19 protein-coding genes and 1 pseudogene are annotated in these 18,538 nt (G+C 73.9%); 9 read left to right on the plus strand and 11 right to left on the minus strand.

The features are described 5' to 3' along the window. Positions 1–20: 20 nt before the first annotated feature. The 3 genes from recN to ACFOVU_RS01240 form a co-directional block, all read right to left on the minus strand. Entirely contained in the window at positions 21–1,721 is a 1,701-nt protein-coding gene (gene recN, locus ACFOVU_RS01230) for a DNA repair protein RecN (RefSeq protein WP_378529388.1), read from the minus strand. Between the two features lie 97 nt (positions 1,722–1,818). After that, positions 1,819–2,757: an NAD kinase gene (locus tag ACFOVU_RS01235; RefSeq protein ID WP_378529389.1), complete on the minus strand. Its 939-nt coding sequence runs from the start codon at positions 2,755–2,757 to the stop codon at positions 1,819–1,821. 555 nt (positions 2,758–3,312) lie between these two features. Then, complete coding sequence (locus ACFOVU_RS01240; RefSeq protein ID WP_378529390.1) at positions 3,313–4,113, minus strand: TlyA family RNA methyltransferase; 801 nt, start codon at positions 4,111–4,113, stop codon at positions 3,313–3,315. A 367-nt stretch (positions 4,114–4,480) separates the two neighbouring features. Between ACFOVU_RS01240 and bla the strand changes: the two genes are divergently transcribed. The 3 genes and pseudogenes from bla to ACFOVU_RS01255 all read left to right on the plus strand — a co-directional run. Further along, positions 4,481–5,404: a class A beta-lactamase gene (gene bla / locus ACFOVU_RS01245; protein ID WP_378529391.1), complete on the plus strand. Its 924-nt coding sequence runs from the start codon at positions 4,481–4,483 to the stop codon at positions 5,402–5,404. A gap of 86 nt (positions 5,405–5,490) precedes the next feature. Beyond that, positions 5,491–5,976, plus strand: coding sequence for a phosphotransferase (locus tag ACFOVU_RS01250; protein ID WP_378529392.1), 486 nt, complete (start codon positions 5,491–5,493; stop codon positions 5,974–5,976). A gap of 227 nt (positions 5,977–6,203) precedes the next feature. Next, positions 6,204–6,329, plus strand: a pseudogene (locus tag ACFOVU_RS01255) (IS481 family transposase); the annotation flags it as partial. On the opposite strand, the gene ACFOVU_RS01260 reads toward ACFOVU_RS01255, so the two are convergent. Further along, positions 6,326–6,529, minus strand: coding sequence for a hypothetical protein (locus tag ACFOVU_RS01260; RefSeq protein WP_378529393.1), 204 nt, complete (start codon positions 6,527–6,529; stop codon positions 6,326–6,328). The pseudogene ACFOVU_RS01255 and the gene ACFOVU_RS01260 overlap by 4 nt on opposite strands. A 628-nt stretch (positions 6,530–7,157) precedes the next feature. Beyond that, on the minus strand, positions 7,158–8,258 hold the full coding sequence (locus ACFOVU_RS01265; RefSeq protein WP_378529394.1) for an accessory factor UbiK family protein: 1,101 nt from the start codon (positions 8,256–8,258) through the stop codon (positions 7,158–7,160). 197 nt (positions 8,259–8,455) lie between these two features. On the opposite strand from ACFOVU_RS01265, the gene ACFOVU_RS01270 reads away from it, so the two are divergent. Genes ACFOVU_RS01270 through ACFOVU_RS01280 form a run of 3 tightly spaced genes read left to right on the plus strand, consistent with a single transcriptional unit; the run spans position 8,456 to position 11,263 of the window. Next, entirely contained in the window at positions 8,456–8,806 is a 351-nt protein-coding gene (locus ACFOVU_RS01270) for an SCP2 sterol-binding domain-containing protein (protein ID WP_378529395.1), read from the plus strand. Positions 8,807–8,858: 52 nt separating this feature from the next. Then, a complete protein-coding gene (locus tag ACFOVU_RS01275) occupies positions 8,859–10,250 on the plus strand; it encodes a DUF1015 domain-containing protein (protein WP_378529396.1) in 1,392 nt (463 codons plus the stop codon). 11 nt (positions 10,251–10,261) lie between these two features. Then, positions 10,262–11,263, plus strand: coding sequence for an HAD-IIA family hydrolase (locus ACFOVU_RS01280; RefSeq protein WP_378529397.1), 1,002 nt, complete (start codon positions 10,262–10,264; stop codon positions 11,261–11,263). Between the two features lie 8 nt (positions 11,264–11,271). Here ACFOVU_RS01280 and ACFOVU_RS01285 read toward each other — a convergent pair whose 3' ends face one another. Next, positions 11,272–11,793: a single-stranded DNA-binding protein gene (locus ACFOVU_RS01285; protein ID WP_378529398.1), complete on the minus strand. Its 522-nt coding sequence runs from the start codon at positions 11,791–11,793 to the stop codon at positions 11,272–11,274. Positions 11,794–12,176: 383 nt separating this feature from the next. Here ACFOVU_RS01285 and ACFOVU_RS01290 point away from each other — a divergent pair, with 383 nt between their 5' ends. Continuing rightward, positions 12,177–13,184: an MBL fold metallo-hydrolase gene (locus ACFOVU_RS01290; protein ID WP_378529399.1), complete on the plus strand. Its 1,008-nt coding sequence runs from the start codon at positions 12,177–12,179 to the stop codon at positions 13,182–13,184. 10 nt (positions 13,185–13,194) lie between these two features. Next, complete coding sequence (locus ACFOVU_RS01295) at positions 13,195–14,103, plus strand: GNAT family N-acetyltransferase (RefSeq protein WP_378529400.1); 909 nt, start codon at positions 13,195–13,197, stop codon at positions 14,101–14,103. 77 nt (positions 14,104–14,180) lie between these two features. On the opposite strand, the gene ACFOVU_RS01300 is transcribed toward ACFOVU_RS01295, so the two are convergent. From ACFOVU_RS01300 to ACFOVU_RS01310, 3 genes are all read right to left on the minus strand, one after another. Further along, positions 14,181–14,609, minus strand: a complete 429-nt coding sequence (locus tag ACFOVU_RS01300) for an NUDIX domain-containing protein (RefSeq protein WP_378529401.1) — start codon at positions 14,607–14,609, stop codon at positions 14,181–14,183. Between the two features lie 220 nt (positions 14,610–14,829). Continuing rightward, positions 14,830–15,042, minus strand: coding sequence for a YidB family protein (locus ACFOVU_RS01305; protein ID WP_378529412.1), 213 nt, complete (start codon positions 15,040–15,042; stop codon positions 14,830–14,832). Between the two features lie 70 nt (positions 15,043–15,112). Next, the gene (locus ACFOVU_RS01310) at positions 15,113–16,084 is read right to left on the minus strand and encodes a quinone oxidoreductase family protein (RefSeq protein ID WP_378529413.1); all 972 of its coding nucleotides are present in this window, start codon (positions 16,082–16,084) and stop codon (positions 15,113–15,115) included. A gap of 115 nt (positions 16,085–16,199) precedes the next feature. Between ACFOVU_RS01310 and ACFOVU_RS01315 the strand changes: the two genes are divergently transcribed. Further along, the gene (locus ACFOVU_RS01315) at positions 16,200–16,607 is read left to right on the plus strand and encodes a winged helix-turn-helix transcriptional regulator (protein WP_378529402.1); all 408 of its coding nucleotides are present in this window, start codon (positions 16,200–16,202) and stop codon (positions 16,605–16,607) included. Between the two features lie 51 nt (positions 16,608–16,658). Here the strand turns inward: ACFOVU_RS01315 and ACFOVU_RS01320 are convergent, their stop codons facing one another. Together ACFOVU_RS01320 and ACFOVU_RS01325 are read right to left on the minus strand one after the other, a co-directional pair. Further along, complete coding sequence (locus tag ACFOVU_RS01320) at positions 16,659–17,621, minus strand: hypothetical protein (protein ID WP_378529403.1); 963 nt, start codon at positions 17,619–17,621, stop codon at positions 16,659–16,661. After that, a complete protein-coding gene (locus ACFOVU_RS01325) occupies positions 17,618–18,112 on the minus strand; it encodes a hypothetical protein (RefSeq protein ID WP_378529404.1) in 495 nt (164 codons plus the stop codon). The genes ACFOVU_RS01320 and ACFOVU_RS01325 overlap by 4 nt, the downstream gene beginning before the upstream one ends. Positions 18,113–18,538: the final 426 nt, after the last annotated feature.

Genomic DNA, 18,538 nt, shown 5'->3' on the forward strand with positions numbered 1-18,538 from the left:
GCGCGGGGCGGGTGGCGCCGCTAGCGCGAGCGGTCGATGTCGGCGATGGTGAGCAGCTCCTCGGCGTGGGCGCGGCCCAGCTCGGAGTCCTCCATCCCGGCGAGCATCCGCGACAGCTCGCGGGTGCGCCCGCTGCGATCCAGCCGGGTCACCCCGCTCGCGGTGACCGTGCCGTCGTTGGACTTCTCCACCACCAGGTGATTGTCGGCGAACGCCGCCACCTGCGGCAGGTGGGTGACCACGATGACCTGCGCACGGCGGGCCAGCCGCGCCAGCCTCCGGCCGATCTCCACGGCGGCCTTGCCTCCGACGCCCGCGTCGACCTCGTCGAACACGAACGTGGGAACGGGGTCGGCGCCGGCGAACACCACCTCGATGGCGAGCATGACCCGCGACAGCTCACCGCCGGAGGCGCCCTTGTTCAGCGGCAGCGGCGGGGCGCTGGGGTGGGGGGCGAGCAGCACCTCGATGTCGTCGCGGCCGTGCGGGCCGAACGCGTCGCCGGTGGTCACCTTGACGCTGACCCGGGCGTGCGGCATGGCCAGCGCCGTCAGCTCCTCGGTGACCGCCGCGCCGAACCGCTCGGCGGCCTCGGTGCGGATCCGCGTGAGCTCGCCGGCGAGGTCGGCCAGCCGGGCCTGCAACTCCGCCTCCTCAGCGCCCAGCGCCTCGATGCGGTCGTCATCGCCCTCGAGCTCGACCAGCCGCTTGGCGGCGTCCTCGGCCCAGGCCAGGACATCGTCAGTGGTAGCGCCGTACTTGCGCGACAGCTGGGTCAGCAGCGCGCGGCGCTCCTGCACCGCGGCCAGGCGGCCCGGGTCGGCCTCGACCGACTCGGCGTAGGAGGCCAGCTCGGTCGCCGCGTCGGACAGGACGTAGCCGGCCTCGTCGAGCCGGTCGGCCACCGACGCCAGCGCGGTGTCGTGGTCGCGGACGGCGGCCAGCGACTGGCGGGCGGCGGCGAGCAGGCCCACGACGTCGGCCTGGACCTCGGCAGCGGGGTCGCCGGTCAGCGCCTCGTGGGCGGTAGTGGCGGCCACGCGCAGCGAGTCGGCGTGGGCGAGTCTGGTCTCCTCGGTGAGGAGTTCGGCGTCCTCGCCGGGCCGGGGCTCGGCGGCGGCGATCTCCTCGGCGCCGAAGCGCAGCAGGTCGGCCTCTTGCGCCCGCTCGCGGGCGCGCGTGGTCATCTCCTCCAGCTCGGCCGCGACCTCGCGGTGGCGCCGGTAGGCCACGGAGTAGGCGTTGAGCGTCGGGGCGAGTTCGTCGCCGGCGTAGCGGTCCAGGGCCCCGCGCTGGCGCTCGGGGCGCAGCAGGCGCTGCTGGTCGGACTGGCCGTGCACCGCGACGAGGTCGTCGGCCATGTAGGCCAGCACGCTCACCGGCGCCGACCGGCCGCCCAGCGTCGCCCGCGACCGCCCCTCGGCGGAGACGGCGCGCGACAGGATCAGCACGCCCTCGTCGAGCTCCCCGCCGGCCTCGGCGACGCGGTCGGCCACCCTGCCCTCGCCGGGCACGGACAGCCGGCCCTCGACGACGGCGCGTTCGGCCCCCGGCCGGACCCTCTGGGGGTCGGCGCGGCCGCCGAACAGCAGCCCCAGGCCGGTCACCACCATGGTCTTCCCCGCTCCGGTCTCCCCCGTGACGACGGTGAAGCCGGGCGACAGCTCCAGCACGGCGTCGTCGATCACGCCGAGACCCTGGATGCGGACTTCCTCGAGCACCGAATCCTCTCCTGCTCCCACCAGTGGTGTACCGCTCGGTCGCGGCGCCCCACAGCGGGGCGCCGCCGTTCAGCCGTCGCCGACCGGCCGGGGCAGACTACACGTCGCCGTCGACACGCCCCCGCCAGCCTGCGACGGGAAGGGCGAACTTGGCGACCAGCCGATCCGTGAACGGCGCCCGCTGCAAGCGCGCGAGGAGCACCGGCACCCTGCCGCGCTTCACCTCGATTCGCGCCCCTGCGGGCAATTCGACCATACGGCGTCCATCGCACCAGAGCACGCCCGCGGTGGAATCCGGCAGTACTTCGAGGGCGATCGTGGAGTCGGGCGAGACCACGATCGGCCGCGCGAACAGCGCGTGGGCGCTGATCGGGACCACCAGCAGGGCCGAGACTTCCGGCCAGACGATGGGGCCGCCCGCGGAGAACGCGTGGGCGGTGGAACCGGTGGGGGTGGCGCACACCACGCCGTCGCAGCCCCACCGCGACAGCGGGCGGCCGTCGATCTCCAGGACCGTCTCCAGCATGCGGCGCGCCGTGGCCTTCTCCAGGGTTGCCTCGTTGAGCGCCCAGTTGCGCACCGGCGGGTCGGTGCCGTTGCGTCCCCCGTTGTAGACGGCGATGTCGAGGGTCATGCGCTCCTCGACCAGGTAGTCGCGGGCGACGACGCTGCGCACGGTGGCGTTGAGGTCCTCGCGCTCGGCCTCGGCCAGGAAGCCCACGTGGCCGAGGTTGACGCCGAGGAGCGGCACCCCTGCGGGCCGCGCGATCTCGGCGGCGCGCAGCAGCGTGCCGTCGCCGCCCAGCACCATAACGAGTTCGGCGCCTTCGGCCGCGGCGCTGCGCTGGACGATTTCGACCGGGTGGAGGACGAAGCCCTCGCGTTTGAACTCGTCCACCTCGGAGTCGAGCATCCTGACGGTCAACCCGGCCTCGGTGAGGCTGCGGTGCACCAGCTCGACGCTGCGCAGGGCGGCGGCTCGGCCGGTGTGTGCGACCAGCAGCACGCTGCGTTCAGCCGATCCAGGGCCGGTCATGGGCGTCTCCTCGCATTGCCTGGGGTAACACGTGGGGTGCGCCGCCCGGCCCAGCGGGCCGGGCCACTGCGGCCGGGCCTGCGGGCACGGCCGTGCGCTCGTAACGACGTTATCCACATCCGCGCCCGGCCGGGGTGCCGCCGAGGCGAGCGTCCCGTCCGGATACGGGTTCATCGGACCTCCGCGAGCCGGCGAACCGCCGAACAGCGGTCACCACGCGCGGACGCCCGGTGCCCGGCCGGTGGACGGCGGCCGGGCAAACGTCCATCGTTCCAGACGGCGCGGACACACCCCGCAGGATCGCCGCGCCGCCCGCGGCCCGGGTGAGCCCGTTGCCGGGGACCTCTGGAACCGCCGTCGCGCCCGGCCCTGGACAGGGGCCGGGCGCGACGGCACGGGTACCGCGCCGAGGAACCCGTGCGGGGAACACACGGATGCGGGCGGCGAGCGGTTCGGTCCGCGGGGCGAACCCTTGTTCGGGGCCTCCCGCTGGGGCGCCGGGGCGTCCCTACGGCGGCGCCGGGAGCGCGCCGGCCGCCGGGCTCCCGGTGTGCGCTACTGCGGGCCCTCGGCGATGGCGCGGCGCAGGTCGGCCTCCTCCAGCGGGGCGGCGTCGGCGCGCAGGCGCAGGAAGTACTCGACGTTGCCCGAGGGACCCGGCAGCGGGCTGGCGGCCACCCCCGCTGTACCCAGCCCCAGGGTGAGCGCGTGCGCGGCGACGTCGCGCACGGCCTCGGCGCGCAGCTGCGGGTCGCGCACGACGCCGCCGGCGCCGACCCGGTCCTTGCCCACCTCGAACTGGGGCTTGACCATCATGGCGAAGTCGGCACCGGGGTCGGCGCAGGCCACGAGCGGCGGCAGGACGAGTTTGAGGGAGATGAACGACAGGTCGCCGACCACCAGGTCCGGCAGCGGCTCGCCGACCTGGTCCGGGGTGAGGTCGCGGACGTTGCACCGCTCCTTGACGGTGACCCGGTCGTCGCTGCGCAGCGACCACGCGAGCTGCCCGTACCCGACGTCGACGGCGACGACGTGCGCTGCGCCGCGGCGCAGCAGGACGTCGGTGAACCCGCCCGTGGACGCGCCCGCGTCCAGGCACCGGCGGCCCCGGACGTCGATGCCGAAGGCGTCGAGGGCCCCGATGAGCTTGTGCGCGCCGCGGGAGACGTAGACCGGGGCGTCGTCGGGCGTCTTGACGACGATCGGCTGGTCGGTGCCGACCTGGGTGGCGGGCTTGGTCGCGAGCACCCCGGCGACGCGGACGTGGCCGCCGTCGATGAGTTCGGCGGCGTGCCCGCGCGAGCGGGCTTGCCCGCGGCGGACGAGTTCGGCGTCGAGCCGGCTGCGTTTGGCCATGGGAGAGCGGCGTGCCTATCTGCGTGTGCGTGTGCGTGGCGGTGGTGTGAGGGGCGCGCGTGTGCCGCCGGGGATACCGCTGTCACCGGGGACACCGCGCAACGCGACGATACCGGCCCGTGGCCCGCTCCCCCGCCGCGGCACCGCGGCGACGCGTGCCCCCACCCGGGCCCTATGCCGCTTTCGCATGAAACCGCTCCTTTTTGTCTTGGACGGCATCGGTGCCCGCCGCGAGACTGCTGCACGAGGCCACCGGCCGCGGCTCCGGCGGCCGGCTGCGCGGGCGGAGCCCGCTCACGCCGTCCGACGACACCGTGACCGTGAGCGTTCGATTCATTACGAACGGACCAAAGAGGGAGATCAAACCATGCCGATCCCGCACCCGCGACGCGCCGGAACGGTGGCCTCGGCCACCGCCGCGCTCGCCCTCCTCGCCGGCTGCGCGGCGGGCGGCGGCGCCGACGCGCCCACATCGGCGACCCCCGAGGGGTCCCCGGCGGGCTCCCCCACCCCCTTTGAGGAGGGGTTCGAGCGGCTCGAAAGCGACTTCGACGCCCGGCTCGGCGTCTACGCGGTCGACACCGGAAGCGACGAGACCGTCGCCTACCGCGCCGACGAGCGGTTCGCCTACGCCTCCACGCACAAGGCGTTCTCGGTCGGCGCCCTGCTGCGCGAGAACTCGCTGGAGGAGATGGAGGAGGTCGTCACCTACACCGAGGACGACCTGGTCAACTGGTCCCCCATCACCGAGGAGCACGTCGGCACCGGGATGACCTTGTTGGAGGTCAGCGATGCCGCCGTCCGCTATAGCGACAACACCGCGGCCAACCTCCTCTTCGAGGAACTCGGCGGGCCGGGCGGCCTCGACGCCGCCCTGGAGGAGGTCGGCGACGACGTCACCCGGGTGGACCGGATCGAGCCCGGCCTCAGCGAGTGGGCGCCGGGCGACGACCGCGACACCAGCACACCGCAGGCCATGGCCACCACCCTGCGGGCCTACACCCTTGGTGATGCGCTCCCGGAGGAGAAGAGCGAGATCCTCATCGACATGCTCAAGCGCAACACCACCGGCGACGCACTGATCCGCGCGGGGGTGCCCGAGGGCTGGGAGGTCGGCGACAAGACGGGCAACGCCAACTACGGGACGCGCAACGACATCGGCATCCTGTGGCCGCCGGACGGCGACCCCATCGTCCTCGCGGTCATGTCCAGCCGCGACGCCGAGGACGCCGACCACGACGACGCACTCATCGCCGAGGCCGCCGAGGTCGTCATCGACACCCTGGCGTAGCCGTCCGCCCGCCCGGGCCGTGCCGACGGAGGGGCGGGGTGGGCGGGCGGCCGCGCGGCCGCGCGCGATGAACCCGGTGACGCCCGGTGGCCATCACCGCGATAATCGCCGATGTGGACAAGGTCGAGGTCGTCGTCGCCCATCACGAGCGGGCGACCCTGCGCGTCGGCGACGTGTTCCTGAAGATCGACGCCGATCAGGCGAACGGCGTTCTTCCCACCGACGTGGTCACGCGCAACCGTCGGGTTGCCGAGGCAGCGCTCCGGCCGTGGACACCGGTGTTCACGCACGGCGACCTCCAGGTCGCCCACGTGTTCGTCAAGGGTGACGAGATCACAGGCGTGATCGACTGGTCCGAGGCGACCCAGGGCGATGCCCTGTTCGACCTCGCCACCTTGACACTCGGACACGAGGAGCGCCTCGGCGACGTCGTCGCCGGCTACGGCACCGATGTGGACCTCGACGTGATCCGCGCATGGTGGTCGCTGCGAAGCCTGGGGGCGGTCCGCTGGCTGGTCGAGCACGGCTTCGACCCCGCGCCCGAGATCGCCGTACTGGGATCCCGGCTGTGAGACCACGCTGGCCCGAGGCTAAAAGCCCGGCCGGCCGGACCGGGACCCGATCGCTGGCCTTCCGGGACCGTCGCCCCGGCAAGCGGATCGGCCGTATGACGGGCCGCGGCGGTGGCGGCCCAGATCGCGCACAACGGCGCCGACCCCTTCAGACCCTTCAGACTCCAACAGCATGGTCGAACGCTTCAAGTGCGCCTGAACCGGGAGTGCGTCTATGCCCTGACAGGTCCGAGGGGGAACGGCGGGAGGCGTTCCCCGGATGACTGCACGGATATGACCACCACCGGTTCGACGTCGCACTCGACGGCACTCCCGCCTCCCGCGTTCCCGACCTCTCAGGTCGGTACGGCTAGTCCTCGCGGTCCAGGGCGGAGAGCGCGCTGGAGAGTTCGCGGTGCAGCTCGTCGTAGACGGCGACGTGCTCGGCGGTGGGCAGGTGGTCCAGCGCCTCCAGGCGCTCACGCGTACCGTCGACGATCCGCTCGGCCATACCCGCGGCCGCCGCGTCCTCCGCCTCGGCCGACTGATCGGGTCCTGCTCCCGGAACGGTCACGGCGTCCCACCCCTCCCTTTCCCTTGCGCGCTGGTCGCACGGCCGCGCAGACGACGCGCCGACCGCTCGCCGTTGCGCCGCGGCCGCGCGGCGCTCCGGCCATCGGATCCACCGTAGGCCACTGTGCCCGGTCATGGGCGCGGGCCGCGCCTCATGGTCTGAGTGGCCGCACGCGGTCCAGCCCGCCTCAGGACGGACCCCGGCACCGTGTGCGCCCCCGTCGCAGGCGATCCGGCATCCACGGCCGTCCGCGCCTGGAGGATGGCGGGGCTGAGCGACCGCCAACGGGGGCGGCTCGCCGCGCGCGGCCGACGAGTGGACTTCGCCGGCGGGGTTCCCGCGGTATCAGCGCGCGGCCCTGGCCAAGAAGTGCGCGAGACCGACGCCTGGGCAGGTGAGGGGGAAGACCGTCCCGCCGTACGGCCCGGCACTGCCCGGGCCGATGGGCAGGCGGCCGAAAACGAGCGGATCCGAATCCGGGGCGTCTAGCACAACGAGGATTTCCCGGCGTCGTGGGCCGGGGCGGGTGAACAGCACGTTCGCCGAATTCGATGCCGACCCGGTCGTATGGCCCTCGGCGGGGCCGGTGGCCGGTGGCCGCCGATGCGCGACCGGCGGATCGGCCGGATCAGTCGGTCTTCTTCGGCGACGGGGTGCTCTTGCCGCGGGTGCCGGAGCGCTTGGTGGTGGACTTCGCGGTGGACTTGGCCCCCGTGGTGCGGGTGCGGGAGGTCGTGGCCTTGGCCTTCGTGGAGCGCTTGGCCGCCGGCTTCTTCGGCGGGTCCTGGGGCTCCGGTGCGTCCTCCGGGGTGGGCTCCGTGGTGCCCTTCGCGTCTGCGGCCTTGGCCGCTCCGCCCTTCTTCGCGGCCCGCGGCGCCGGGCCGGCGGACGCACCGCCGTCGGGCGCCGGGGCGGAGGCCACCGAAGCGGAGTCGGCGGCGGGGGTGTCGGCAGCGGCATCGGCGGGGTCTGCTGCGGGTTCGCCGTCCGCGACCGGGGCCGCGTCCTCGGCGGTCCGGGTGGCCGCCGGGACGGGCACGGGCACCGCGGCGGAGGCCGGTGCCGATTCAGAGGCCGATGCCGGTGCCGATGCCGGTGCGGGGTCCGGAACAGGGGCCGCGAAGAGCGCGTCGGCGACATGCGGTTCCGCCGCCGCTTCCGGTCTCCCCGGCCGGGTGGGGGCGGGCTCGGGCGGCCGGACCGGTTCCGGAGCCGCCGGGACGGCCTGGCCACCGGCCGGGTCGTCCGGGGCGGCGTGCGCTGCCCCGGGAAGAGTCGGGCCGACCGGATACGGGGCCGGGTCGGCCGTTGGTGCAGGCACCGGCGCGGAGGCGGACGCCGCGGGGCGCGTGGCCGTGCGCTGGGCGGCGAGCCGTCGTTCGAGTTCGGCGACCCGGCGCGCCAGCCGGTCGTAGTCGTCGCGGCTCACGAGGTCCATCCGGTCGAGGACGCGCCCGACCTCGGCCGCGACGATCTCGTCCAGCGCCTCGCGGTTGGCCTGGCTGGTCTCGATCAGGTCGGTGGCCAGCGCCTGGATCGTGTGCCCCACGCGCGGCGCCGCCTCGCCGGCGTCGACGCCCCCGGACGCGGAGTCGGGCCTGGCCCCGGCCGCCGCACGGTCGTCGCCCGCGCGCAGCAGCGTCTTCGCCGCCGCCACGGCGCGCTTGCGGGTCAGCTCGGTGAGCCCGCTGGCGGCATCGAGATAGGCGCGGACGGCATCGACGACCATGATGACTTTGCTCCTTGCTACAGGGCGCTGGCACAGGGGATCCGGGGGAGGCTCCCAACGCTACCGGGACCGGCGGGCGCGGGTGCCCGAAACGGCCACAGTGATCCACCCTTGCGGCGGTGCCGTTCCCCGCCGATCGGCCGCGCCGGGTGGGTCCGGGGAACCGGCGGTGACCGCTTTGGGGCATGATGGTGGCCATGACCAGCGTTGAAGATTGCCGCGCGGCGATCGGCAAGGTCTCCGACCGCATCCTGGAGACCGACGAAGCGGACCGGCGCAAGCACCTCGTGGAGCGCACGGTGAGCCTCACCGTCAGCGACCTAGGCACGGTGTTCGACATGCGCCTCACCACCAACGGGCTGGAGGACGTCACCTCACGGAGCACCGACTCCGCGGGCCCCAAGGCGCAGGTGCGCATCACGGTGGCCGCCGACGATCTCATCGACCTGGCCGAGGACCGGCTCGACTTCGCCAAGGCGATGTTCTCGGGCCGGGTGAAGCTCGACGCGAGCTTCGGCGACCTCATGCGCCTGCGCAAGCTGCTCTGACCGGCCCGGGGCGCCGGAGGCGGGCGACCGACCGTCCGGGTATCGTGCCAGCGTGCGCAGAGAGCCGAAGGACACGGGTGGGGATCCCCTGGAGCTGGCGCCATTGCGGGGCCTGCGCTACGCGACCCCCGACGCCCGGGCCCTCATCGACACCCCGGCTTTCAACGTCGCGCTCGCCCTGGCACCCCCTTACGACATGGTCGACGCCGCGTCGCTGACCTCCCTCCTGCGCGCCGAGCCGCTGAACGCCGCACTGCTGACCGTTCCGCCGTCGGCCGCGGAGGCCGCCGGCCCCGCAGAGGAGCTCACCGGCCCCGGCCGCTATCAGGCGGCCGCCCGCACCCTGCACCGCTGGATCTCCACGGGGGTGCTGGTGCGCGACCCCGATCCCGCGATCTACGTCTATGAACAGACCGCGCCCGACGGCGGGCGCCAGCGCGGGCTGATCGGCGCCCTGCGCCTGCCCGCGGGCGACGGCCCCGCGGTCCGCCCGCACGAGGACGTGGCGCCGGGCCCGGTGGTCGACCGCGCCGAACTGATGGCGGCCACCCGCGCCAACCTCGAACCGATCTTCCTCCTCTACCGCGGCGGCACCGGCACCGCGCGCGGCGCGGCCTCGCAGATCACCGACCGGGTGGCCGGCGGCGCCGCCGAACCGCTGACCGACACGGTCACGGCCGACGGCACCACCCACCGGCTCTGGGCGGTCACCGACCCCGGGCTCCAGGCCGACATCGCCGCCGACCTGGCCCGGCGCACCGCGCTCATCGCCGACGGACACCACCGCTACGCCGCCTACCGCAGACTGCGCGACCGCCGCCCCGGCCCCGGGCCATGGGACCACGGCCTGGCCCTGCTCGTGGACTCCGACTCCTCGCCACCCCGCGTGGACGCCATCCACCGCGTGCTGCGCGGAATCGACCCCGACGCCGCGGTCCGGGCCGCGGAGGCCGAGCAGGTGGCGCGGGTCGAACGGCTCCCCTGGTCGCCCGCCGAAGCGCACGGGCTGCGGTCGGCCGTCGACGCCCTGGCGGAAGCCGCCCGGCCCGGCCCCGCCCTGCTGGTCGCGGGGGCCGGCGCCGATGACGGGCTCCACCTGCTCCGCGGGTTCGACGACCGGCGGCTGGCCGACGCGGCCCCGGACCGGTCGCCCCAGTGGCGCGCCCTGCCCACCGCCGTGCTCGACCGTCTCCTGCTGCCGCTGTGGGGGCCGGGCGAGGGCCGCGTGGACCTGGTGCACGCCGACCCCGCCGCCGCCGTGGCCGCCGCCCGCCCCGGCTCCGACACCGCCGTCATCCTGCCCGCGCTCGCCGTGGACGACGTCTATGCGCTGACGTCCCGGGGGGAACTCACCCCCCGCAAATCGACGTCGTTCGGCCCCAAGCCGCGGACCGGCCTGGTCATCCGCGCATTCGCCCCTTCCGAAGCACCACCCCGACCCTGAAGACGGAACGCATGACCCTGCTGACTTCCACCCGGCCGCTGAACCTGGCCTACGACGCCGCTCTGCTCGATCTGGACGGTGTGGTCTACATCGGCCCGCGTGCGGTGCCCGCCGCGCCCGAGGCCATCGACAAGGCACGGGCCGCGGGGATGCGGGTGGCGTTCGTGACCAACAACGCCTCGCGCACCCCGGCGGCGATCGCCGAACGGCTGACCTCGATCGGGGTCGTGGCGGCCCCCGAGGAGGTGGTGACCTCGGCCGAGGCCGCCGCCCGGCTGATCGCCGAGCGGTTCCCCGCGGGTTCGCCCGTGCTGGTGGTGGGCGACACCGGGCTGCGCTTGGCGGTGCGCCGCCAGGGCCTGCGCCCCGTGACCCTGGCGGTCGAGCGGCCGGTGGCGGTGGTGCAGGGGTACTCGCCCCGGCTGAGCTACGACCAGCTCGTGGAGGGCACCCTCGCGGTGGCCGCCGGAGCCCTGTTCGTGGCCAGCAACAACGACGCCACCGCGCCCCTGGAGCGCGGGATCCAGCCCGGCAACGGGTCGCTGTCGCGGGTGATCGCCCACGCGACCCGGGTATCGCCCGTGGTGGCGGGCAAGCCCATGCGCCCCCTGCACGACGAGGGTGTCCTGCGCACCGGCGCGCGGACGCCGCTGGTGGTGGGCGACCGGCTCGACACCGATATCGAGGGGGCCACGACCCGCGGCTGCGCGAGCCTGCTGGTGCTGTCGGGGGTGACCACGCCCGCCGACCTGGTGGGCGCCGTGCCCGAGCACCGGCCGTCGTATGTGTCCTGGGACCTGGCCGGCCTGGGCCACGCCCACCCCGAGACCCGCCTGACCGGCCACGGCGCCTGCTGCGGCGGGTGGACCGCATCGGTGGATGCCGGCCGGGTGGCACTGGACGGCGACGGGGACCGGCTCGACGGCCTGCGTGCGGTCTGCGCCGCGGTCTGGGACGACCCCGCCCCCGCCACGCCCGCGTTCGACGACGCGCTCGCCCGCCTGGGGCTGTGACCCGGCGGTCATTCCGGGTCTCCGATCCGCCCCATCCACTCCACCGACCTGGCCTCGACCTCGATGACGCTGGTGGAGCCGCCCGGGGTTCGCCAGAACCGGCGCCGCAGCGACCCGCTGACCTGGACGATGTCGCCGATCCGCCACCCCCGGGTGGCGTCCTGCATGGATTCGTGGAAGCTCACGCAGGTGATGGGGTCGGCCGGCTGGTTGGGGCGTCGTTCGGCCGGGGGCCGGGTGATGGAGATCCGCCACGTGACCAGGTGGTCGCCGCTGGGGAGCTCGCGCACGGCGGGTTCGGCGGTGATCCGGCCGGCGAGGAGGACGTCGTTGCGGTGGCCGGTGGGATCGTGCGACCGCCCTCCGCCGGTACGCGCGGTGCCGTCGGTGCGGGCGGTGCCCTCCGAGCGGGTGGTGCTCTCGGTGCGAGTGGTGTCTCCGCGCCCGGACGGCGGAGCGGCGGTCGCGGTGGCGGCAGCGGAGGTGCCTGCGGCGGAGTCGGTGGCGGCGGCGAAGGGCTGATTGTGCATGCTGGTCCTTCCGGCTGGATATGAGGCGGCCCTTGGGCCGGGCGGCGCGGTGGGCCGCTCCAGTGACGCGAACCCAGGATCGGCCCGGCACGGCCCCCGCCGGAAGGGCGAATTCGCGGCCTGTGGACAAACGGAACGGCGAGCCGACGAGCGAGCGTAGGCGGCGCTGCCCCCTGGCCGAAGACTCGCCCCTCGGGGCCGTTGAAGCCGATTGAGAAGGCGAGCGCGACCCGTGGTCCCGAGCGGGGCCGGTTCCGGCTCCGGCCGGGGACCCCGCCGCTGCTCGTGCGCTGCCGGGTGAACTACATTCGGAGACCACCGGTGACCACCGGGTACGGGGGCCGGTCGCGGCCGGGCGGCCGGGCGATGGAAGGAGATGGACCGTGAACAACGGAGCCGACACGGACGGGCTCCCCAACGGGATCACCGCCCTGGGAGACGACGTCTTCGCCATCGACACCCGCATGGCCGGATACCCCGGCATCACGTCGAGCTACCTGATCCGGTCCGAGCGCCCCTGCGTGATCGAGGTCGGCACCGCCGGATCGGCCGAGACCCTGCGCGACGGGCTGGCGGCGCTGGGGATCGAGGCCGGCGACCTCGCCACCATCGCGGTCACCCACATCCACCTCGACCACGCCGGCGGCACCGGCGACGTCGCGAAGATGTTCCCGTCGGCAGAGATCGTCGTGCACGAACGCGGCGCCCGCCACCTGGCCGACCCCGCCCGGCTGATGCGCAGCGCACGCATGGTGTGGGGCGACCGCCTGGACCTGCTCTTCGGCGAGATGCGCCCCACCGACGCGCCCCGGATCCGCGCGGTCGCCGAGACCGGCGAGATCGACCTCGGCGGCGGCCGCCGCCTCACCACCCACTACGCCCCCGGGCACGCCAAGCACCACGTCGGCCTGGTCGACTCCGCCAACGGCGACCTCTACGTCGGCGACGCCCTGGGCGTCTACAACCCCCACACCGGCGACGTCCGGCCCGCGACCCCGCCGCCGGACTTCGACCTGGACGCGGCGGTCGCCTCTTTCCGCCTCTTCGACGGCATCGAGGCGCAGCGGCTGATGTTCTCCCACTTCGGAGCGGTCGGCGAGGTCGAGCGGACGCTCACCCGGGCCGAAGAGGAGCTGCACGCGTGGGTGGAGGCCGTCACGCAAGCCCATGCCGACGCCCCCGATCTCGACCATGCGGTCGCCATGGTCCGCGACCGGGTCCGGCACCGCTACCACGCGCCGCCCGCCGACGCACCTGCGGAATCCGCCAAGGTCATGGACGTGCTCAGCGGTGTCGAGAGCAACGTCTCCGGGATCGTCCACTGGCTCGACCGCCTCGCCGCCGAGCAGGGGAGCGGCACGGCCGGTGACACGGGCGGCTCCCCCGCCTAGGTTGCCGCGCATGCCGGTGACGATCCGCACCTTCGCCCCCGAGGACTCCCCCGCTGCGGGCCGACTGCGCGGGGCCTGCTTCCCCTACGAGATCACCACACCGGACTTCCTCGCCTGGGCCGACCGCCAGAGCCCGCCCGAGGAGCGCGCGCGGCGAATGGTGGCCGAGGCCGGCGGCCGGGTCGTCGGCTTCGGCGCGGCGAAGCTCACCCTGACCTCCGCCGTCCCGGGACAGGGGCTGGGCGCGCTGATGGTCGACCCCGCCCACCGGCGGGCGGGCACCGGGACGGCGCTGCTGGCGGCCATGGAGGACCACCTGAGATCGGTGGGCGGCCGCACCCTGCGGGTCGCCGGCCCGCTTCCGGATGCCGAGGCGTTCGCGGCCGCCGGAGGCTACACCGCACGTTCGACGGCGCACTTCCAGCAACTGGACCTGGCCGTGCTGCCCGCCGCACCGCCCCGGCCCGAGGGCGTCGAGCTGCGCCCGGTCGCGCACTACGCCGACGATCCGCGCCCGGTCCACGCAGCGGAGTCCGAGGCAGCGCAGGGGCTGCCGGGCGACCTCCCCAGCGCACCGATGCCGTATTCGGCCTGGTCCGCCACGATCTGGAGCGACCCGCGGATCGACCGCGAACTGAGCGCGCTGGTGCTGGTCCACGGAGAACCCGCGGGCATCGTGGCCTGGCAGTCCGACGGCCGGACCCGGCTGAAGTCGGCGTTCACCGGCATCGCGCCCCGGTTCCGGGGCCGGAGGCTCGCCACCTACGCCAAGACCGCGCTGCTGCACCGCGCACACGAACGCGGTTTCCGCACGGCCTGCACCGACAACGATGCGGGCAACGCCCCGATGCTCGCGATCAACGCGCGGCTGGGGTACCGGCGCTTCGTGACCGAGGCGCTCTTCGGCCGCGACCTCTGACTCTCGGGCCCTGCTGCCTCGCGCGGTGGCAGACGTCCCCGTCGGTCGGCCCCGGTGGGTGCCTTCCGCCCGTCGGTTCAGCCAGGGGCGCCGGGAAGCCCGATGGTCCGCAGAAGGTGGGCGTAGATCCCGTCGTCCCACGACAGGTCGTCGGGGAGCACGTCGAACGCCCGGACCTCCACGGTCTCGAAGTCACCCGAGAGCGGCACCGTACCGATGAGCTGCGCCTGGGTGACCACGGTGGTGTGCCCGCCGGCGAGCACGTAGTGGCCGTGGACCCGGACATCGCTGATCTCCGCGCCCGCTTCCTCGCGGGCCTCGCGCCGGGCGGTCTCCTCGATGCCCTCGCCCGCCTCGGCGTGGCCGCCTGGGAACTCCCACGCACGGTCGCGGTGGCGCACCAGGACGGGACGGTCGCCGGAGAAGAGGAGGCAGACCACCGAATCGTGGTGCTCGGGAAGGCGCCCGAGACGCACCACCGCCCCGTTCAACGGAGTGGGTCCCATGGACGACGGCACCGTGCCCCCTTTCGCCGGCCTCGGCCCGGCGCACGCAGCACCCTGCGGCACCAGTGATCAACCGGCACAGCGTACCCGCGAAGGCTCCGGTAGGCCTCGAGTCGGTGTCGAGGCGAGAGGCCGGTCGCACCGCGCAGCAGCGGGACGGGGCGCGCGCCCCGTCCCGCTGCGCCGCGCGCGGCGCACACCCTGGTAGGGGCTCGAGGACCTACTGCTGATGCTGGTCGTGTGCGTGCAACCGCCGCTGGACCTCGGCGTCGTCGGGCAGCTCACCGTGGGGCGTGGCCGCATCGGCCGCCGCAGGCAACTCTTGGGCCAGCCGGTCCGCGTATTCCTGGACGGTCAGGCCGAGCGCCTCAGCCTCGTCCGCCAAGTCGCCTGCGTCCAGAACGCTCAGCAGCTGCTCGCCGGTGATGGGCAGGTTGGCGGGCTACGGGGAAGGTGAGGGCCGGGCCCTCGGCTCCATGCCGCGGCGTCAGGGCGTCAGGGCGTCAGGGAACGAGGATCGTCTTCCCGATCGTCTTCCGATCCTCGAACGGCTGGTGGGCCGCTGCCGCCTGCCCGAGCGGCATGACCGCACCGATGATCGGCTTCAGGCCACCATCGGCACCCAACGCGAATGCGCCATCCCGCAGCAGCGCCAGGCGCTCCGGCGGAAGCATCGCCGACACGAACCCCACGACGGTCAAGCGCCTCTGGTACACCGCGGCCGGGTCGAAGCTCGGCGCCTGTCCGCCGGCCGTCCCGTAGACCACCATGCGGCCGCCTGGAGCCAGCAGATCGAACGCGGCCTCGGACACCGAACCGCCGGTGCCCTCGAAGACCACGGAAACGCCGCCGCCCGCCGCATCGCGAACGCGCCGGTCCCATCCGGGCTCGCTGTAGTCGACCACGTCGTCCGCACCCAAGCTCCGGGCGACGGCCAGTTTCTCTTCGCCCCGCGCGGTGGCGACGACCCTGGCACCGGCTCGCTTGGCCAACTGCACCAGAAGGCTGCCGACCCCTCCGGCCGCCGCTTCGACCAGGACCGTGTCCCCAGGCCCCAGGCCGGCGGCCTCGGCAACGCCGACCGCTGTGGCCCCCTGGCCGAGCAGCGCCACGGCCGTCCGGTCATCGAGCCCCTTGGGCACGGACACCGCCGAGGCCGCCGGCAGGATCGCCAGCTCGGCGTAGCCGCCGCCTCCCGGTGTCGCGCCCACCACCTGTTCGCCGACCATCGCCGGATCGCCGCCGGGCCCGACCGCCGATACCGTCCCCGCGACCTCGAACCCCGGCGAGTACGGCAACGGAAGATCCGGGAGCATCGCCCGCATCAGGCCGGCCCGCATCTGAACATCGGCGAACCCGATCCCCGAGGCCGCGACGCGAACCACCATCTCACCGGGGCCCGGCCGGGGGTCGGGTACATCGTCCAGGCTCAGCACGCCGGGCGGGCCGTACCGGTGGAATCGAACAGCACGCATGGTGAACACCCTTCGCGTCTCGGTTCGCGTTCCGGACGGTGGCCCGGCGCGCAGCGCGAAGGTATCTTTTGGAAACCGGTTACTTCAAAGGAACCTGACCACCCCAGGGATACCCATGGACCCGCTGGACCCCGACATGTTCCACCCGGCCTGCCCCAGCAGCGTCATGCCGATCCGCATCGGCGACAAGTGGTCGGCGATGATCATCGTGTGCCTGGAGCAGGGCCCCCGGCGGTTCTCCGAGATCCGCGTTCCCGTGCACGGTGCGACCCCCAAGGTGCTCACCCAGACCCTGCGGGCGCTCGAACGCGACGGCATGATCACCCGGACCGTGTACGCAGAGGTGCCCCCGCGCGTCGAATACGAGCTGACGCCTCTAGGGCGCACCCTGCTCGAACTCATCGCGGTATGCCGGGCCTGGGCGGACGAACACCTGCCGACACTCTTGGCGGCGCGTGAAGCCTACGAAGACCGCGGGAGCACCCCGGGTTCCACCGCACCGGCACCGTTCGTCGACCCGTGAGCCTCCCCGGCCGGTGACACGGCCGCTGTGGGGTGCAGCAGCGGCGCGAGGTCAGGAACGTTCCGCGCGCTCCCCGTCCTCCTCGGCCTCAGCGGCCGGAGCGTCGTCGGCTCCGGAGGCACCGGGTTCCTCGACGCTGTCGGCGGAGTCGTGGTCTGCTGCGGCGGTATCGATGTCCTCGACTCGTTCGGCCGCGCCGTCGTCGGCGGCGTCCTCGGCGACCCGCGCGGGCTCCACCGGAGCTGCCCCCTGCGCGGGCTCGTCCGGGGTCTCGGCCTCCGCCGCGCCGACGGGCTCCGCCTCTGCCGGCTCGGCCTCGACACCCGTGTCCTCGGCGTCGGTCCACATGACGTCGTCGTCGATGTCGACGATCTCGACGCCTTCCAGCTCCGCCAAGCGCTCGTCGGCATCGGTCACCCCGTCACGGTCGACCGCCGACGCCCGCGCGAAGTACTCCCGGGCGTCCTCGTTCCGGTCCAGGGTGAGCAGGGCATCGGCGTAGGCGTAGAACAGCCGCGCCACCCACGGCCGCGCGCGGCGCTCCTTCAACTCCGGCACTTGGAGCTCGACCAGGGCGGCCTGGTGCTCGCCCAAGTCGTGCCGGGCACCGGCGGCGACGATCCGCAGCTCGATACGGTCCTCGATGTCGAGGTCCTTGGCGGCGGGGTCGCGGGTGATCTCCAGAGCCCTTTCGGGGCGCCCCAGCCCACGTTCGGCATCGGCGATAACGGGCAGGAAGTTGTTGCGCCCGGTCATGCGGCGGGCCGCCCGCAGGTCGGAAAGGGCTTCCTGCCACTTGCCGACGCTGTAGGCGGCGATACCCGCGGCCTCGCGGACGACACCGATGCGCGACGCCTTGCGGCGGGCGTAGATCGCGTGCTCGTACGCCTTCTCGGGATCCTCATCCAGAAGACGCCCCGCCATGACCATGTGCCGCCCCACGACCTCCGCCAGGGTCCGCGGCAAGGTGCCGAGTTCACTGCGGATCTCGCCGTCGAGCTGGCCGATCGTCACGTCGTCGGGCAGGGCGGGCGCGATGTCCCTCGGGTCGCGCTCCTCACGGGGCCGCTCACGACGGTCATCGGAGCGACGGTCGCGTTCGAACCTGCCTCCGGAGCCACCGGAACGGCGATCGCCACTCGAGCGCCGGTCGTCGGAACGGAAACCACCGCGGCCTCCGCCCTGGCCTTGCCCTTGGCGGTCACGGCGACCGTCTCGGTCACCCCGGCCGGCAGGCCATTCACGGCGCCCTTCGCCATCGCGGCGGCGGTCGCCGTCCGACCGACCTCCCGAACGGTCATCACGGCGCTCCGAGCGGCCACGACCGAAGCGGTCATCGTCGCGGGAACGCCCGCCACGGCCGCCGCCAGAGCCACCGGAAGCGCCGCGTCCGCCTCCGCTCCCGCGGTATCCGCCACGTTCGCCTCCACCGCCGCCACCGCTGCGGCCAAAGCCGGACCGGGACCGGTCACCCGACCGGCCGCCACCCCCAGATCGGTGACCACCGGAATTGCGGGCTCCGGAGCCGTCGCGGCCCCCCGATCGGCTGTCGTCAGTCATGCGTCCGTCCGTAAACAGTCAAAAGCGCTGCCACTGAGTCGTAGCAGCGCATGGTGATTCCCAAGTATCACTTTACGGCATCGTGCCACCGTCGTCGGACGGTGCGCTTCCCACGAGCCCCCGGCGGTCGCCTGACGGGCCAGGCCCCTCGGAGAGCGGCCCGCGGTGCGCCGGCCCCGGGCCTCGATCCAGGACCATTCCACCTGGGGTGGGGCTGAGCGAAAGCCCTTGCCGCGACCGCAGGAGGATCACCGAGACCGGCCCCCCGGAAACGCACATGTTCACAATGTGCGGTAACAAAAAAGGTGGGGTGGAAGCCATGCTCCCACCCCACCAAAAAGAATGTCCGGCGGTGACCTACTCTCCCACCC

Source organism: Nocardiopsis sediminis (assembly GCF_042650565.1).
In the GTDB taxonomy this organism is placed as follows: Bacteria; Actinomycetota; Actinomycetes; order Streptosporangiales; family Streptosporangiaceae; genus Nocardiopsis_B; species Nocardiopsis_B sediminis.

Bases quoted from the DNA above. Each gene is read 5' to 3' on its own strand.
- bla (WP_378529391.1), top strand. From the start codon at position 4,481: ATGCCGATCCCGCACCCGCGACGCGCCGGAACGGTGGCCTCGGCCACC.
- ACFOVU_RS01240 (WP_378529390.1), bottom strand. From the start codon at position 4,113: ATGGCCAAACGCAGCCGGCTCGACGCCGAACTCGTCCGCCGCGGGCAA.
- ACFOVU_RS01265 (WP_378529394.1), bottom strand. From the start codon at position 8,258: ATGGTCGTCGATGCCGTCCGCGCCTATCTCGATGCCGCCAGCGGGCTC.
- ACFOVU_RS01315 (WP_378529402.1), top strand. From the start codon at position 16,200: ATGGACCCGCTGGACCCCGACATGTTCCACCCGGCCTGCCCCAGCAGC.
- ACFOVU_RS01280 (WP_378529397.1), top strand. From the start codon at position 10,262: ATGACCCTGCTGACTTCCACCCGGCCGCTGAACCTGGCCTACGACGCC.
- ACFOVU_RS01300 (WP_378529401.1), bottom strand. From the start codon at position 14,609: ATGGGACCCACTCCGTTGAACGGGGCGGTGGTGCGTCTCGGGCGCCTT.
- ACFOVU_RS01285 (WP_378529398.1), bottom strand. From the start codon at position 11,793: ATGCACAATCAGCCCTTCGCCGCCGCCACCGACTCCGCCGCAGGCACC.
- ACFOVU_RS01295 (WP_378529400.1), top strand. From the start codon at position 13,195: ATGCCGGTGACGATCCGCACCTTCGCCCCCGAGGACTCCCCCGCTGCG.
- ACFOVU_RS01270 (WP_378529395.1), top strand. From the start codon at position 8,456: ATGACCAGCGTTGAAGATTGCCGCGCGGCGATCGGCAAGGTCTCCGAC.
- ACFOVU_RS01310 (WP_378529413.1), bottom strand. From the start codon at position 16,084: ATGCGTGCTGTTCGATTCCACCGGTACGGCCCGCCCGGCGTGCTGAGC.
- ACFOVU_RS01235 (WP_378529389.1), bottom strand. From the start codon at position 2,757: ATGACCGGCCCTGGATCGGCTGAACGCAGCGTGCTGCTGGTCGCACAC.